Source organism: Mycobacterium sp. NPDC004974 (assembly GCF_053600815.1).
Genome location: NZ_JBSGAQ010000023.1, coordinates 26,166 through 41,042 on the forward strand (window position 1 = coordinate 26,166; position 14,877 = coordinate 41,042).

Below are 14,877 nucleotides of genomic sequence, written 5' to 3' on the forward strand. Positions count from 1 at the left end.
GTTGTGGGGAGCATTGGTTTTCCTTTCGAGGGTTAGTTGGTGCGCGTTGATTGATCGGATGCGCTGGGCATCACGGCTTTCCAGTTGTCGGCGAGGGAACGACGGGTGTGAGTTCTGCGCCGGTGGCCAGTTGTGGGGCGTAATCGATGCCGGCAACCATCCAGCGGCCGCTGATGACGGTGAGGCTGAGGGCGTAGTCCTCACGGCGCGGTGAGAACTGGCGGGTAACGGAGTCGACGGTGGCGAACACGTGGATGGTTGTGCCGTCGGCTGGCATGGCGTCATCGGGAACAGCGCGGGTGGACTGAAGTTTCACGATCCGCGGTGCGGGTCCGCCGTCGCGAGTGGAGCGATAGTCGGGAACCGCGACGAGCCCAGATTTCTCGGTGATGTAGCGATCCAGGCCACCGGCATTGGTGAGATAGCTCTCGAAAAACCCTGTCAGCGTCTGGAATACCGGTGACCGGGGCGACAACGTAGTGGAGTAGCCCAGGGGCAGAGTTGCACCGTCCCCGGCACAATCAGCTTTACCTGGCCGGCTCATCGCCTGCAGGCCGTAGCTGCTGTAGAGGACGGGGATGCGGTAGCACTTCTCGGCCGCCGGCGCGGCCACGTAGGGACGCTCAGACACCGAGACGATGACGCTCCACTGTTGGGCGTAGCCGAGGTCGTCCTCGAGTGTCACTGCGGCGACACCGGGCGAGCTGATGACGGCGCCGGGGTTGGTCGGCAGCGGCTGCTGCTGGTCCTGGTTGGCCCAGCAGGATTGCAGGGATGCGCGCTGGGTGTCGGTGACGGTCAGCGCCTTCTCGACGCATTGCCGTGCGAAATTGCCGACCAGCTCGGTGCGGTTGATTTGCTTGCGCGCCGGGCTATCCACGTCGACCGGTTTGTTGAAGATCCATCCCCAGATCGTGGAGATCGCGACGATTGCGCAGGACGCGACCGCCACCACGAGAAACGCGAGGCCTATCCAGCCGCCGGTGGTGTCGATTCGACGTTGCCAGGTCTTTGTGGGCATTGGGTTGTGCCGCCTTTCGTGATGGTCAGGAGGGGATGGGTTGGTGGCCTTCGACGGTGATCGAGGAGACAGCGAATGTGTTGTCGACGGGGTCGGTTTCGGCTTGGCCTCCCGGCATTCCGGGCAAGCCAGGAAGCGGGGCGACGGATGACTCCGGGGGTGTGCCCAGTGGAGCTCCAAGGACGTCGTCGAGCAGTCCGCCTGGGCCAGGTGCTGCGGGGCCCTGGTCGGCTGGTGGGGCGTCGGCGGGGGGACGTGAGGTCTCTTGGACGATCATGGTGATCGTGGAGGCCAGGACACCTTGCCCGGGCATCGGCTGGGGCGCTTCGCCGTGGACGTTTCCGGTGCGCTGCGGAACGACGGTCGGCTTGTTGCCGTGGTCGGTCAGGATCCATGACACGCGGGACACCACGCGGTGCTGGAGCCATTGGTCGGCTCCGGAAGCGTCCGTACCTACCCAGCCCGGGGTGATGCGGATGGCGGTGACCACCATGGTCCGGCCGAGCTCGATGGTGAGAACCTGGCCGTCGACGCCGCCGCGTACACAGACCCAGGCCTGGGTGGGGTCGCCGCTGGCCACGGCTTGAGCGGCAGTGGAACCGGGCAGGCATCCTGGTGCGCTCGCGGTGAACGGGATACCTGTGGGGCCTGCGCCAGCACCCGGCGGGGGAGGCGCAGGTTCTGCCGGTGCGGCCGTGATTTTCGTGACCGCCTCGGACTGCTCACTGTCTACCTCTGGGCCGTTCTTCATGCCGAGCAGAACGCTGGTCACCGCGATCGTCGTGACGGCTACGAACGCGACGAAGCCGATCGCCAGGGGTTTGTTGAATCGAGGCGCTGGGGCGTCTTCGGTTTTGGCAGAACCGGCCGCGTCCTGGCCGTTCCCGGTGTCGTAGATGTCGGCATCGTCGACGATCGGCACGACCTCGTCATCGCTGTCACTCTCGGCGCCGGGCGGCGGGGCGAGCTCGTAGTCCTCGATCCCCTCGGGGTCAGGTGTCGGCGCGGAGCCGCCGTCGTCGTCGGGATCGTCATAGTCCGGCTCGTCGCTTGGGTCGTAATCCTCTGGGGTGTAGTCCGATTCGTTGCCGTATCCGGTGTCATCGGGATCTCGGTCGAGATCGGCAAGCCACTCCTGGGTGGCCGACCATGCCGGTCCGTCGTGCGTGGCTTTGTCGGGGTGGGTCATCAGACGACCTTTCGCATGTGAGCGGTTGGAGCGGGGTGGGCGCCGGCGAGGCGGCCGGCCTTGAGGGTCACCGGACGGTGACGGCGCGGTGACGGCGACGATGTGTGCAGCGGCGGTCGGGCACCGCAGCGCCGACGGCTGGCAAGGACCGCGGCCATCACCAGTACGGTTGCCAAGCCGATAGCAAAGATGTGTTCGAGGATGTAGGTGACGGCGGTGGCGAGCATTGCCAACCAGAACACGATGGTGCCGATCGCGACGCCGATAATCGTTCGCATGGGTTCTCCTAGTGAGTTCACGCTGAGGCTAAGGGGTGGTAATACGGTTTTGCGATAGCTGTCGCTAAACGTGATGAGCAATTGCTACGTTCTGCGTTGTGAGACCAATACCGCAGGACGGACCGGCCCGGCTGATGTTTTTTGTCCAGCGCAGACTGGTGCAATTGGGCTGGTCTCGTGATGACCTCTTCGCCCATGGTGGCCCGTCGCCGTCGACCCTGTACAAGGCGTACCGGCTCAACCGGGAAATGGACGAACGCACCATGCACAAGCTGGAGCAGGCTGCGGGGTGGGAGGAGGAGTCCTGCAGGATCACCCTTGACGGGGGTGAGCCAACTATTCGCCTGTCAGACCAGGTAGAGACGGTGAAAACCCGTGTGGATGCCGCGGTGGCGGAATCTGAGAGGGTTGCCGTCGGACGTACTGCAGCAGAGTTACGCGACTTTCTGATGGGTGTCGCTGAACAGCTGCGCGAGTTCTATCCTGATGATCAAGCACCCCGTCAGGAGGTCGCTGATGCCGGCGCCCACTGATCGGTTCGACGAGGTCCGCCGAAAGTGGATCGCTCGGCATCAACACACGTTCATATTTCAGAAAAGGCGAGCAGAAATTCTTGCTCGTCAAATTCGCGACCGCGCACAAGAAAATACCGGTGCGCGAGTTGACCCTGCCGACGACGACATCATTCATCCGATGTGGGCACGGTCCCCGGAAACTATTTATGCGGCGGTGGACTGGGTCATTGTTCTGACCGCCGCGGTTTTCGCGCCGATCGGCTGGGCTGTCGGCCGCGGTATCTACGCCTTCACGGTCCAGCTAATACCAGAGAACCTGCGGTCGTATCCCATCACGGCGTTCATGTGGAGTGCGGTGGCGGTGGGCGTGCCACTGCCGGTCATCTACTGGCTGGTCTATTCCGGCAGCGGCACGTTCGCCTCGACGGTCGTTGTGCCATGGATTGTCGCCCAAGTTCCGGCCGCACTGCTGGCGGCCGGGGTGTACGGAATCCTGGAGGGTTGGCTGGCTGTTGACGGTTCGCGCGACTGGTGGCCGATGCGGCCGCCCCAGGACCACGACGAGGTCGACTTCGGCTTCCACACGGAGATCGAGATGTTGCCGAGCGTGTTTCACACCCGTTCGCGCCAACCGGTAGGGGAGCGCACTCCGATCAAGCGAGATCGCGATGGCCTATAAACCGCCCCCGACTCCGTACTGCGGGTTCGTGCTCGACGAGGAGACCAACCGTCGCACGGTCGCGGAATCGGCTGCCCACGTGCTGGTCTCAGCGCCGACCGAAACCGGGAAAACGCGGCGCATCCTGGCTCCGGCCGCCGTGTTATGGACAGGGCCCGCGGTTGTAGTGAGTCCGAAAGACGACCTGATGCAGCTGGTGATGCAGCGGCGCTACGGTCCGAGCGCGCTGATCGACTTCCGTCCCGACTACGACGCCGACTATCCCGACGTCAACCTGCTGTCGTTCGATCCGACCAAGCTCATCAGCACACCTGATCAGGCCGTGACGATCGCGAACACAATGATGCAGATGTCGGCGGTGGGCATGGGTTCGGGCGCAGACCAGGTTAGCGACGCCGGGATCTGGGAGTCGAACACTGAGACACCGCTGGCGGCGATGCTGTACGCAGCCTCACCGCGTGGAAACAAGGCCGGGATCGGGTGGGTTCTGCTGGCTGTCAACAACACTCGCATGACCAAGCAGGGCCAGCAGAAGTCGACCGACCCCGGCTGGGAACACGCCGCTGACATCGTGGCCGACATTCCGCTCTTCAGAGATGCGCTGATGGCGACACTGGTGATGGATCCCAAGCAACGCGACAGCATCGCATTGACGATGCGAAAGTCGGTGACGCCGTGGATGCGTCTGCAACTGCGCGGGAATCTCCCACCGGCGTTTGATGAATCGATCCTGGAGGATCCCACGTCAACGCTGTATGTCCTCACGCCAGCTGAAGGCTCGATCGCCGGCGCCGCGGTGACACTCATCGACCACCTCGTGCGACTGTGTCGAGCGAAAACAGCACGCAAGGAGATGCGACACCGCCTGCTCATCGTGATCGACGAGGCCGCCAACACCGCTCCGATGCCGGCACTTCGCCGCTACATCAGTGAGGGCCGAGGGCTCGGCGCGAATCTCGTGCTTGCTGTGCAGGCCAGCTCCCAGCTGGAAACCGTGTACGGCACCGCCTACATGAAGGAGCTGCGCGACACCTTCCCGTCGGCATTGATCATGTTCGGCGCACCGGAGATGGAGATCTTGCAGCGCGCCGAGGAATGGGAAGGCCAGACCACCCGGCGCCAAGAGACATTCGACCAGGTCACCACTCACAAGACGCTGTCGTCGCACCTGGGCAGCACGCTGGAATACCGCCGGCTGCTCCCGCCGAACCGTGATCATGCCCGGCTGGTCCGCCTGGGGACGGCGGGCGTGCTGACCGAGATCCCGGATTGGTCGAAGTTTCTCGCGATCTATGACCGGGCGATCAAGAACGTCCTGAACGAGCCGTCGTCGCGATCGCGTGACAGTTTCTGGACTCGACTGGCCGACCGTCATCAACGCGGACTGGCGGCGGCCGGAACCGGGGCACGATGAGTGGCCAGGACACCACCGCGCTGAATGCGCGTCAGGCGGCGATTCTCGACGTCCTGCGATCCACCAGAGGGTTTCTGAGCACGACCGAGATCCGCGAGCAGGTGAACTCGATGGCCGGCGTAGTCCTGGTGGCCGAGCAGGTCTACCGCGCCCTGCTGACCCTGGAGCGGCGCGGCCTGGTCGAGCGGATTCGGGTTGAGGGATCAGTCAAAGCGCATTGGGGGCGGGCCGGACGGCACGTCGACCTCAGGATCCGAGAACCCAGCAGCAAGCCAAAGGAGACTGCATGATGGCGCGAAAGAAAGCCCGAAAAGGGCCGTGGCTCAGTGGTTTATTGATTGCGCTGCTCGGCGCGGTGTGGATGATCGGTCAGGTCGCCGCCGGAATCGTCGGACTGATCGCGAACCTTTTATCGGCACCGGTCATCTGACTACCTCAACGCGAACAGGAGCGCTGGCCATGACAATGCAATCGGTGTTTCAGGTTGCCGGCAGCCGGATTGACGATGTGCACACACCGGCGGCCCAGGAGGCTCTTGGTCGAGCGAAAGCTGCGCGGCTGCGGCCGCTGTGCTTGTGCCAGTCACCGGGTGTGGAGATGTACATCGCCGCCGCCGGACCCGACCTCATCGTCAAGCGGATGCCCGGAACGGCAGTCGCACATGACCACCGGTGTCGATCCTGGCTGCCCCCGGGCGAGCTTTCGGGCTACGGAGCAGTCGCCGAGCAGTCAATCATCGACAACCCTGCCGATGGCACAACCGCTTTGAGGTTGGGATTTTCACTGTCGAAGTCCGCAAATCGCGCTGCGCCTGAACCTTCCGGTTCCCCGTCAGACACGGTGCAGACCCACGGGAACAAGCTCTCGCTGCGCGCTGTGCTGCACTACTTGTGGGACGAGGCTGAACTGACGAGCTGGCATCCTCGTTTCGCCGGGCACCGCTCCTGGGCGGTCGTCTACCGACGTCTGCGGGCGGCCGTGGACGGCAAGCTGGTCCGCAAGGATCCACTGGCCGCGTCTTTATTTGTGCCCGAACCGTTCTCGGCCGACCACAAGACCGACATCGAGCAGCGCCGGATCAAGGCCTGGGCTCCAGCCCGCCGTCAGCCAGGAAAGCCAACGAAACTGCTGATCGGGGTGGGCGAGATCAAGGCAATCGAGCCGGCCGGCCATGGGTTCAAACTGCAAGTACGGCACCAACCCGGACACCCATGGTTTCTCAATGAAGACCTCTATCGCAAGCTCGCGAAACGGTTCGCCACCGAACTGGAACTTTGGCAGATGGCCGAGGCCGGCGAGGTTCGACTGGTGGCCATCTGCACCTTCTCGGTTTCCCGGGCGGGATATGCGAACGTCGACCAACTGTCGCTGATGACAACTGATCGCAATTGGCTACCGTTCACAGGCGACGCTGATCGCTGCTCTTATCAGGGGTTAAATTCTCAAATGTGGTCATAAAGGTGTGTTGAACTGCTATTTAACCTGCGCACACATGTAACCTATTAGGTCATGGGCAGCCAAAATTTCGCCGACTGCCGGCGGCGTGGCGCGACGTGGAGTGTGGGAAACCGGGGTAAATGTTTACCCCATGGAGCTACACGACGATCCTCAGCGGCTCGTGGAGGAACTCGTTCGCCAGCACGCGCAGGTTTTGGGCGAGGCGCACGGCGATCTGGCTGCGCGACATCCGGAAGTCCCGGATCGTTTTATCGATCAGGGCAGCCATGTCCGACCGATCACGGTGTCGTGCTCGGTTTTGGAAACGTTTCTGATGTCGCGGTTGCGGCGGCAGACTCCCAACTCGACTCTAAAAGTCAAGGCGGGCAACGGGATGGGGGTTCTTCTTGTCGACGAGAAGGGCTCACGGATTTATGTGCGCAAGCATCCGCGAAACCGGCGGACTGGTCAGCTGATCGACACTGTGCCGTTTGTGCCGGGTGGGGAGCAGTACAGCCTCGAGGAGGTGTTGGGTCACCCGATCGGCGGGCAGGAGGGTATCGCCGAACCCCAGGCGTATCGGGAATATCTGTTGTGGTGGCCGGACGGTCGCGGGTTTTTCGGTGGTGCGGTGCTGGCGGCGGGGCTGCTGCTCGACAATGTGGAGGTTTTGTACGGCCGGACGCCGTTGCCCCCGCCGATCATGGAGGACCGCTCGTTCAACGTTGGTCTCGGCGAGGTCGGTCGGGATGGGTCGTTGGGGACTCGGCGCCGCGACGACGACTTCGTCGACGTCGACGAGGACGCCGCCCGCGAGCAGGACGAGGAGGGCGGTCCGCCGAAATCGTCGTAGCCGTCGTGCACAGTGTTGGGTGCATGTGGGTTTCCCAACCCGGTGACGTTGAATTGAGCGCACGATGATTGAGGTTTTTGGTGCACGGGTCCGGCAGGCCCGGTTGTTGAGGCGGATGACGGCGCGGTCGGTGGTGGCGGCCACAGGCTGGAGTACGTCGCGACAGTCCCAGATTGAGAAGTCGCCGACGGTGCGGCTCAACGACGGCGATGTTGCGCGGATGGCGGGGTTGTTCCGGTTTCCTGCAGCGTTTTTCAGCTCGGAGCCGCAGACACGGATCAGCGCGAACGAGTTGTTGTTTCGGGCGCCGAAGTCGATGACGGTGGGTGAGCAGGAGTTTTTGGCGACGTTCGCGTCGTTGGCTGGCGATTTCCTCGGTGAGCTCGACGGCCGATCGAAGCTGCCTCCGGTGAAGGTTCCGACGGTCAGTCCGGATGAGTTGGCGCACAGTTCGATTCCGGTGGCCGCAGCGCGTCTGCGTGAGGCGATGGGCCTGGAACCCGATGAGCCGCTTGATGATTTGATGTATGAGGCCGAGCGGCTGGGCGCTCCGGTGATTGTCCGGCGCCGGGTCGCCGGTGATTGGGAAAGCGAGTTCGCCGCGACCGGTGGGCGCTCTCGTGATGAGCGGCATTTGGGGTATTCCAGTTGGGTGGGCCGGTTGCGGGACCGCCCATTGTTGGTGCTACGGGATAGCGACTCGTGGGAGCGGACCCGGTTCACGGTCGCCCATGAGCTCGGTCATTTGGTGTTGCACAGTCACGCCTATTGCTCGGTCAGTGCCGCCGATGAGTTGGAGGCCAACCGGTTCGCGACCGAGTTGTTGGCCCCGGCAGGGGTTATCGCCGGTGAGTTGCCGCGGGTGTTGTCGCTGTTGAATCTGCGTCCGCTCAAAGACAAGTGGGGCCTGTCGTTGGGGTCGTTGATCATGCATCTGCGGGATTCGGGGCTGATCGCGCCGGACCGGGCGAAAATGTTGACCACCCAGCTGCATTCACGGATCAACCCGGCCACCGGGCATACGTGGGGTATGACGGAACCGGGGTGGGCTGACCGCGTCCCGGAGCGGCCGCGGCTGCTGCGCAAGTGGGTGGAGCGCTGTTACGGCGGCGCGTCGGTGCGGATGCTGAGCGCCCGGGAATCGATGATCTATCCCGCTGATGTGCTGGATTGGTTTTTGGCCACGCAGCGACCGGCGCCGGCGGCCGAGCATAGGCCGGTCGCGGCCAGTGTCGGCCATGGCCGCACCCCGGCCCCACCCGCTGCCGGTGGCTCCCAGGTGATCCGGTTGGACGATTTCCGCAACGGCAGGCCATCGTGAATATGGTGGGGTGCTACTGACGGTGGCACAGGTGCAGCGGGTGCGTTTTGTGGACCGACCACCCACCTACACGGTGGTCGGCGCCGACAAATTGCCCGTGGCCCCGGCGCGCGAGTACCTGACGTTTCTGCGTAACCAAGGGAGCTCGCCGAACACGTTGCGCGCCTATGCCTATGGGCTGGCGGCGTGGTGGACGGTGCTGGAAGGTACCGGTACGGCGTGGGATGATTTCCCCACCAGTCTGTTCGGCCAGTTCCTGGCCTATCTGCGTACCGGGGATCTGCCCGGGGTGGCCCGTATCGGTGAACCAAAGCAGAGATTGGCCGAGTCGTCGCTGCTGCCGCGCAGCGCGGCGGTGTTGTCGATGTACCGGTATTTCGCCGATGCCCATGACCTGGTGCGCCCCTACCGGCGGTTGTACGCCAGTCATGCTCGGACGTCCCGGCGGGGCCGCTATGCACCGTTTCTGGCCGGAGTCGGCCCGAGACGCGAACACGATGGGCCGATTCACCGGCTGCGCGGGCTGCAGCGCGCTGAAACACCGGTGCTGCTGCCCGTGCAGGTCAACGCGATCTTGGATGCGTGCAGTGTCCAGACAGTCTCGGGTGAATGGTCGGGCGGCGGGGCGGGGCTGCGTGATCGGTTGTTTTTCGCGGTGCTGGCCGAAACCGGCATGCGCATCGGTGAAGCGTTGTCGTTGCGCCACCATGACTTTGATATCGCCGGTGGTGGTACCCCGTCGATACTGGTGGCGGGCCGTGATGATCATCCGCACGGGGTGCGCGCGAAATCGGGCCCGCGCCGGATCTACATCGGCGACGATCTGGTCGCCCTCTACACCGAGTATGTGTGGCAGCTGGTGGCCGCCGGCGCGGATATCGCGGTCGGCGACCTGGCGTCGTGTTTCGTGTTCGTCAACCTGGTGCGCGGCGTGCGCTACGCCCCGCTGCGCCCGGAAACCCTCTACGACAAGGTCGATCTGATCACCGCCCGCCGCGCCGATGTGCTGCCTGAGCAGTGGACGCCGCACTGGCTGCGCCACACCCACGCCACCGCGCTGTTGCTGGCCGGGGTGGACGTGCACGTGGTGATGCGCCGTCTCGGGCACGCCGACGTGCAGACCACGTTGTCGACCTACGGCTGGGTGACCGCCGACGCGCAGATGCGCACGCTGGCCGAATGGAAGAACTATGTCGCCGGGTGGAAGGTGAACCGTGACGGCCAATGACAGTCCTGCACCGGCACACACAGCGCCCACCCATCGTGGCGGCGAGGATCGGTGGACGCAGCAGTGGCAACAGGTACCCGCGCAGTGGCGCACCCTGGTCTATCACCTGGATACCGCCCCGGCCAATACGGTCTTTCAGCACAACCCGCGCTACCGGCCCACCCCGGACGGCCACGACTTCACCCCACAGGGTGTGCCGCAACGGTTCTGCGACGAGCTCGCGTGGTGGGTGTGGCTGTGCGGACACGAACAACGCCGCAAGATCGAACCGTCACTGCTGAAATGGACCAGCGGCGCACTGAGCATCGCCGCCACCGACTACCACCAACGGCACCGGCGTCACCCGGTCAGTATCGCTGATCTGAGCGCCGAGGCCATCGTGCGCCACGGGGTGCGCGAGTTCGAGCGCCGCACCGGCCGGCTGCCGTCGGCCGGATTTCGGCGCAACGTGACCAGTTTCATCGAGCACCTGCACCTGTATGTGTCGGTCCGCTGCACCGACTGGCCATGGTGGGCCCATGACATCTGGGATCTTGACGCTGATCCCCGAATCCCGCAACGTGAGCACGAACCCTGCCACGACCAGGTCGCACGCCTCGGAGGGATCGAACCGGCCTGGCTGCGCGACGGGGTACGGTTCTGGCTTCGCACCTGCTTGACGGCTGAACTGCTGCGCTGGTCGTCGGTGATCGGCCGCACCCGCGGCATCACCCGCCACTTGGGCCCGTTCCTAGCCGAACGCGGGATCGATGACCCGGTGATCAGCACCGACCGGGCGGCGCTGCGGCTGTTGTTCACCGAGTTCACCGACTACCTCAAATCACCTGCCGCGCGGGCCAAACCGGAGCGTCCGCTGTCGGCGGCGACGATCGCGGTCGTCCAGTCCAAGGTTCAGATGTTCTACACGTTCATGGTGGACCATGCCGAGGAAGCCGCGGCAGCGACCGGAGATCCTCGCTGGAGCCGGTTGACCGACACTCATACCCGGTTGTGGGGTGCGGCGTTTCGCAGCCGACGCCCTACCGGCGGCCGGGAGCTGACCTGGTTTTCGACCGCCGAGCTCCAGCGGATGCTGTGCTATCTCGACGTGCTGGCCGCCGACGCGGGTAAACCGGTAGTCATCACCCACCCCGATTCCACGATCTCGGTCGTGTCCGGTCTCGGCGATCCGCAAGCGGCCCGGATCTGGCTGCTGCAAGCGTTGACCGGGCGTCGGGCCTCAGAGATTCTGATGCTCGATTACAGTCCACTGCAACCGATCCCGGGCCACGACCGCCCCGCCGGAGCCACCGACGATCCCGACGGATTCGTGGCCAAACTGCGCTACCAACAGACCAAAGTCGACGGGGTGGTGCCCACCATCCTCGTCGAGCAGGCCGTGGTCAACGTGATCAGCGAACAGCAAGACTGGATCCGGGCGCGCTACCCGTATTTCGAGCCGAAATACCTGTTCCTCGGGGTGCGCTACCAGCACCAGGGCCAACGACCACGCAGCTATGACTCCTACAGCCGGATCCTCAATCGGCTCGACACCATCCACGGCCTCACCGACACCGCCGGCCACCCGCTGCGGTTCTCCCAGACCCACCGGCTGCGCCACACCCGCGCCACCGAACTGCTCAACGACGGGGTGCCCATCCATGTGGTGCAGCGCTACCTCGGGCACGCCTCGCCGGCGATGACCCTGCGTTACGCGGCGACCCTGCAAGCGACGGCCGAAGCGGAGTTCCTGCGACACAAAAAGATCGGCGCTCATGGCACCGACATCGCCATCAGCCCGTCTGACATCTACGACATGACCCAACTCTCGGCCCGTACCGACCGGGTGCTGCCCAACGGGGTATGTCTGCTGCCGCCGGTGGCCACCTGCGACAAGGGCAACGCCTGCTTGTCATGCGGGCATTTCGCCACCGACGCCACCCACCTCGACGAACTGGTCGACCAACGCGCCAAGACCCTGAAGCTGATCGACATCCGCCGCGAGCAGTACCGTGCCCGCACCGGGCGCGAACTCACCGACGACAACGTGTGGATCCACGAACGTCGCCGCGAAATCGCCTCGCTGGATGCCATCCTCGACCGGCTCCGCCGCGACGACGTGACCGATGGCAGCGTGAGCAGTGTCGCGGGAGCCGGTACCGCCAACCGGGCACCCACCATGCGCACCGCGACCCGGGGAAGCCACGAATCCGTGCTGCGCAAGGCCGACCCGGACCCGCCGCGATGAGCCGCCCCAAGCCGCCACCGCCCACCCAGAAGGCACTCGATGCGCTGGCCGAATACCGCCGGGCCCGCAGCGATGAGAAGCGCCGCGACATCGAGAAGGCGATCGCCCACCTGCGCAAGACCAACGCCACCATCAACTTCTCCACCGTGTCCCGCCGCGCCAAGGTGTCCCGCAAAACCATCTACAAACACGACGACCTGGTGACCGTCATCGAGCAATACCGCGGCCGGCATACCGACCGACAACCGGCATCGACTGGCCGCGAAACCAGCATCCACGCCGCGCTGCGCCACAAACTCGCCGCCAAAGACAAAGAGATCGCCGCACTCAAAGCCACCGTCGCAGAACAACAATCAACCATCGAGCTGCTCTACGGCCAACTCGACACCCTGCACGAACAGACCCCCTGAGCCCAGTACGCCCCCCGAGGTGTGCTGCGGTCACGGCCTGGCCCGCCGTGACGGAGGCCTTCCCGGCCTCCTGGCCAACTCGTGAGTGCCCGCCCGTGCCCGTCGGCCCGATTGCCAGGTCATCGACAAGACCTGGCCCGGCGGGCTGTGGTGGGGAGATCTTTCCAGGGCGTGTCGGTGTCTGCCGATCGGTTGGTCGCTGAACCGGCGGCGGACCGGCGTTAGTCGGCGGTGACCGGCACACCGTTGTCGCCGGGCGGTGTGGGTGCGGTGGGGGTGGTTTTGCGTTGATGCGTGGTGAGGAAGTCGTCGACGATGCGGGTGGTGTCGTGGGGGGTCATGGTGTGCAGTCCGGTCATGCGGGCGAAGGCGAGCGGCCCGATGAGTTGGCACAACGCGAGGTTCACGTCGAAGTCGTCGAGTTCGGCGCGGGCTTCTGCGCTTTGCAGGATGGCGTCGAAGGGTTGTCGGTATTGGTCGACGACGCGTGCGCGCAGCGTGCCGGCCGCGTGTTCACCGCCGGCGTGGTCGGTGGTTGCGGTCGGCCCGAGGGACAGCCAGGCCAGCATGGTGACGTGTAGCGGGGCGTCGGCGAACAGCGCCGCCTGACGGGTGAGCAGTTCGATGAGGCGTTCGCGCACCGTCCCGCCGGCCGGTGCCGGCGGGGTGACTTGGGGTAGCAGCCGTTCGAAGGTGGCCGCCAACAAGTGCGATGAACTGCCGAAGTGGCGGTAGAGGGTGGTTCGGGCCACCTTGGAGGCTTTGGTGACCGCCTCGACGGTGACGGCCTCGACACCACCGGTGCTGAGCAGCGCGGCCGCCGCGTCCAGTAAGCGATTGCGGGACCGGGTGCGGCGGGGGTCGATTTCGTCGTCGTCTTCGTCGTGGACTCGATCCGGCTGGCTGCTGCTCACACTCACTCTCCTTGCCGCTTCCCCCTTTATGGCCAACGGGTGCCGCCCGCCCGACACTTATGGTACCAACAGTAGCGTTGCGAAACTGGTCGTACTGGAGGTATCGGGTGTCCGAGCATGTGCCGTGTCGGGATGAGGTACCCCACGGTGACCGTGGGGTTGGGTCACCCGCGGAACGGTTGCCCGCCCACACCCCGCACTGTATGGGCTGCGGCCCGGACAACCCCCACGGCCTGCAGCTGGTGGTGTATCGCTGCGGCGAGCAGGTGTATGCCGATGCGACCTTCGACGAACGCCACATCGGGGCGCCGGGATTGGCGCACGGCGGCGCGGTGGCGGCCGCCTGCGATGACGTGCTGGGCTTCACGTTGTGGATCGCCGGCACCCCGGCGGTGACACGCAGTCTGACCGTCGAGTATCTGCTGCCGGTGCCACTGCACCAACCGCACCGGATCACCGCGCACATCACCGAGCGCAACGGCCGCGCCCTGCATGTCCGCGCGACAGGCACCGGCACCGACGGCGTCACCCGGTTCACCGCGAGCGCGGTGTTCGTCGTGGTGAGCACCGAGCACTTCGCCGCCCACGGTGATCTGGCGGCCTTCGATGGCCTGCTGGAACGGTTCACCCGCAGCAGCCGGGCCCACGCCGATCCGCACGACCCGACATCGTGACCGCGACCGACACCGGCGCCCAACCCAAAAGCCAACAATCCCAGGCGGATCCGCGGCCGGTGGCACCACACCCGACCGCGCCGCCGCGTCCGCGGACGCCGACGCGTCACCGAGAGGCGATTCTGGATGCGGCGCTGGTGGTGGCCGCCGCGGGCGGGTATGAGGCGGTGCGGATGCGCACGGTAGCCGAGCGGGCCGGTATCGCGGTCGGCACGCTCTACCGCTACTTCCCGTCCAAGACCCACCTGCTGGTCTCGGCGCTGGCCCGAGAATTCGGGCGGCTGCAAGCCGCCCAGGACTGGGCCGCCACCGGCACGACACCTCAGCAGCGCCTGGATCGGCTGACCGGGTATCTGCACGACCGCTGGCAGCGCGACCTTCATCTCACCGAGGCCATGACACGGGCATTCGTCGCCGCCGACAGCACCGCGGCCGCCGCCCTCGACGAGGCCGCCGCGGTCATCGAGCGCCTGCTCGCCCACACCCTGGGCGGCGACACGCCCGGGCCGCTCGATCAGCCGGTCGCCGAGCTCCTCGCCGACATCTGGCTGGCGAACCTGACCGCGTTCATCGGCCGGCGGGCCTCGGCGGCCCAGACCCGTGACCGCATCGATCGGGCCAGCCGGCGCATCGTGGATCGCCTGGCCTCCCTCACCCCCAACAGTTAACGATACTAATAGTATCGCAGCGATACTTACCGTACCCTTCAGATGCGAC

At 65.3% G+C, this 14,877-nt stretch carries 17 protein-coding genes; 13 read left to right on the forward strand and 4 right to left on the reverse strand.

The window, feature by feature from the left end; all coding sequences use genetic code 11:
• Positions 1-70 precede the first annotated feature (70 nt).
• Genes ACWEFV_RS31605 through ACWEFV_RS31615 form a run of 3 tightly spaced genes read right to left on the reverse strand, consistent with a single transcriptional unit; the run spans position 71 to position 2,488 of the window.
• Positions 71-1,021 carry a conjugal transfer protein gene (locus ACWEFV_RS31605; RefSeq protein ID WP_214398638.1) on the reverse strand — a complete coding sequence of 317 codons (951 nt, stop codon included), beginning with the start codon at positions 1,019-1,021 and terminating at the stop codon, positions 71-73.
• A gap of 25 nt (positions 1,022-1,046) precedes the next feature.
• Positions 1,047-2,210, reverse strand: coding sequence for a hypothetical protein (locus ACWEFV_RS31610; RefSeq protein WP_214398637.1), 1,164 nt, complete (start codon positions 2,208-2,210; stop codon positions 1,047-1,049).
• Positions 2,210-2,488 carry a hypothetical protein gene (locus ACWEFV_RS31615; protein ID WP_214398636.1) on the reverse strand — a complete coding sequence of 93 codons (279 nt, stop codon included), beginning with the start codon at positions 2,486-2,488 and terminating at the stop codon, positions 2,210-2,212. The genes ACWEFV_RS31610 and ACWEFV_RS31615 overlap by 1 nt, the downstream gene beginning before the upstream one ends.
• A gap of 134 nt (positions 2,489-2,622) precedes the next feature.
• On the opposite strand from ACWEFV_RS31615, the gene ACWEFV_RS31620 reads away from it, so the two are divergent.
• From ACWEFV_RS31620 to ACWEFV_RS31670, 11 genes are all read left to right on the forward strand, one after another.
• Entirely contained in the window at positions 2,623-3,021 is a 399-nt protein-coding gene (locus ACWEFV_RS31620; protein WP_214398635.1) for a hypothetical protein, read from the forward strand.
• Positions 3,005-3,682, forward strand: coding sequence for a hypothetical protein (locus ACWEFV_RS31625; RefSeq protein ID WP_214398634.1), 678 nt, complete (start codon positions 3,005-3,007; stop codon positions 3,680-3,682). The genes ACWEFV_RS31620 and ACWEFV_RS31625 overlap by 17 nt, the downstream gene beginning before the upstream one ends.
• Complete coding sequence (locus ACWEFV_RS31630; protein ID WP_214398633.1) at positions 3,672-5,096, forward strand: type IV secretory system conjugative DNA transfer family protein; 1,425 nt, start codon at positions 3,672-3,674, stop codon at positions 5,094-5,096. Before ACWEFV_RS31625 ends, ACWEFV_RS31630 begins: the two co-directional genes overlap by 11 nt.
• Positions 5,093-5,386: a transcriptional repressor gene (locus tag ACWEFV_RS31635; RefSeq protein ID WP_214398632.1), complete on the forward strand. Its 294-nt coding sequence runs from the start codon at positions 5,093-5,095 to the stop codon at positions 5,384-5,386. Before ACWEFV_RS31630 ends, ACWEFV_RS31635 begins: the two co-directional genes overlap by 4 nt.
• Positions 5,383-5,526, forward strand: coding sequence for a hypothetical protein (locus ACWEFV_RS31640; RefSeq protein WP_165608726.1), 144 nt, complete (start codon positions 5,383-5,385; stop codon positions 5,524-5,526). The genes ACWEFV_RS31635 and ACWEFV_RS31640 overlap by 4 nt, the downstream gene beginning before the upstream one ends.
• Before the next feature lie 29 nt (positions 5,527-5,555).
• A complete protein-coding gene (locus ACWEFV_RS31645; RefSeq protein ID WP_450073082.1) occupies positions 5,556-6,554 on the forward strand; it encodes a DUF1173 family protein in 999 nt (332 codons plus the stop codon).
• Positions 6,555-6,654: 100 nt separating this feature from the next.
• A complete protein-coding gene (locus ACWEFV_RS31650; protein WP_131816137.1) occupies positions 6,655-7,386 on the forward strand; it encodes a hypothetical protein in 732 nt (243 codons plus the stop codon).
• Between the two features lie 64 nt (positions 7,387-7,450).
• A complete protein-coding gene (locus ACWEFV_RS31655; protein ID WP_023861397.1) occupies positions 7,451-8,707 on the forward strand; it encodes a helix-turn-helix domain-containing protein in 1,257 nt (418 codons plus the stop codon).
• A 22-nt stretch (positions 8,708-8,729) separates the two neighbouring features.
• Positions 8,730-9,935: a tyrosine-type recombinase/integrase gene (locus tag ACWEFV_RS31660; RefSeq protein ID WP_003891614.1), complete on the forward strand. Its 1,206-nt coding sequence runs from the start codon at positions 8,730-8,732 to the stop codon at positions 9,933-9,935.
• The gene (locus tag ACWEFV_RS31665) at positions 9,922-12,162 is read left to right on the forward strand and encodes a tyrosine-type recombinase/integrase (protein ID WP_003891613.1); all 2,241 of its coding nucleotides are present in this window, start codon (positions 9,922-9,924) and stop codon (positions 12,160-12,162) included. Before ACWEFV_RS31660 ends, ACWEFV_RS31665 begins: the two co-directional genes overlap by 14 nt.
• A complete protein-coding gene (locus ACWEFV_RS31670; RefSeq protein ID WP_003891612.1) occupies positions 12,159-12,572 on the forward strand; it encodes a DUF6262 family protein in 414 nt (137 codons plus the stop codon). Before ACWEFV_RS31665 ends, ACWEFV_RS31670 begins: the two co-directional genes overlap by 4 nt.
• Positions 12,573-12,793: 221 nt before the next feature.
• On the opposite strand, the gene ACWEFV_RS31675 is transcribed toward ACWEFV_RS31670, so the two are convergent.
• Positions 12,794-13,486, reverse strand: coding sequence for a TetR/AcrR family transcriptional regulator (locus ACWEFV_RS31675; protein ID WP_003891611.1), 693 nt, complete (start codon positions 13,484-13,486; stop codon positions 12,794-12,796).
• Positions 13,487-13,689: 203 nt separating this feature from the next.
• Between ACWEFV_RS31675 and ACWEFV_RS31680 the strand changes: the two genes are divergently transcribed.
• A complete protein-coding gene (locus ACWEFV_RS31680; RefSeq protein ID WP_003891610.1) occupies positions 13,690-14,160 on the forward strand; it encodes a PaaI family thioesterase in 471 nt (156 codons plus the stop codon).
• On the forward strand, positions 14,157-14,828 hold the full coding sequence (locus ACWEFV_RS31685; RefSeq protein WP_003891609.1) for a TetR family transcriptional regulator: 672 nt from the start codon (positions 14,157-14,159) through the stop codon (positions 14,826-14,828). The genes ACWEFV_RS31680 and ACWEFV_RS31685 overlap by 4 nt, the downstream gene beginning before the upstream one ends.
• The last annotated feature ends 49 nt before the right edge of the window (positions 14,829-14,877 follow it).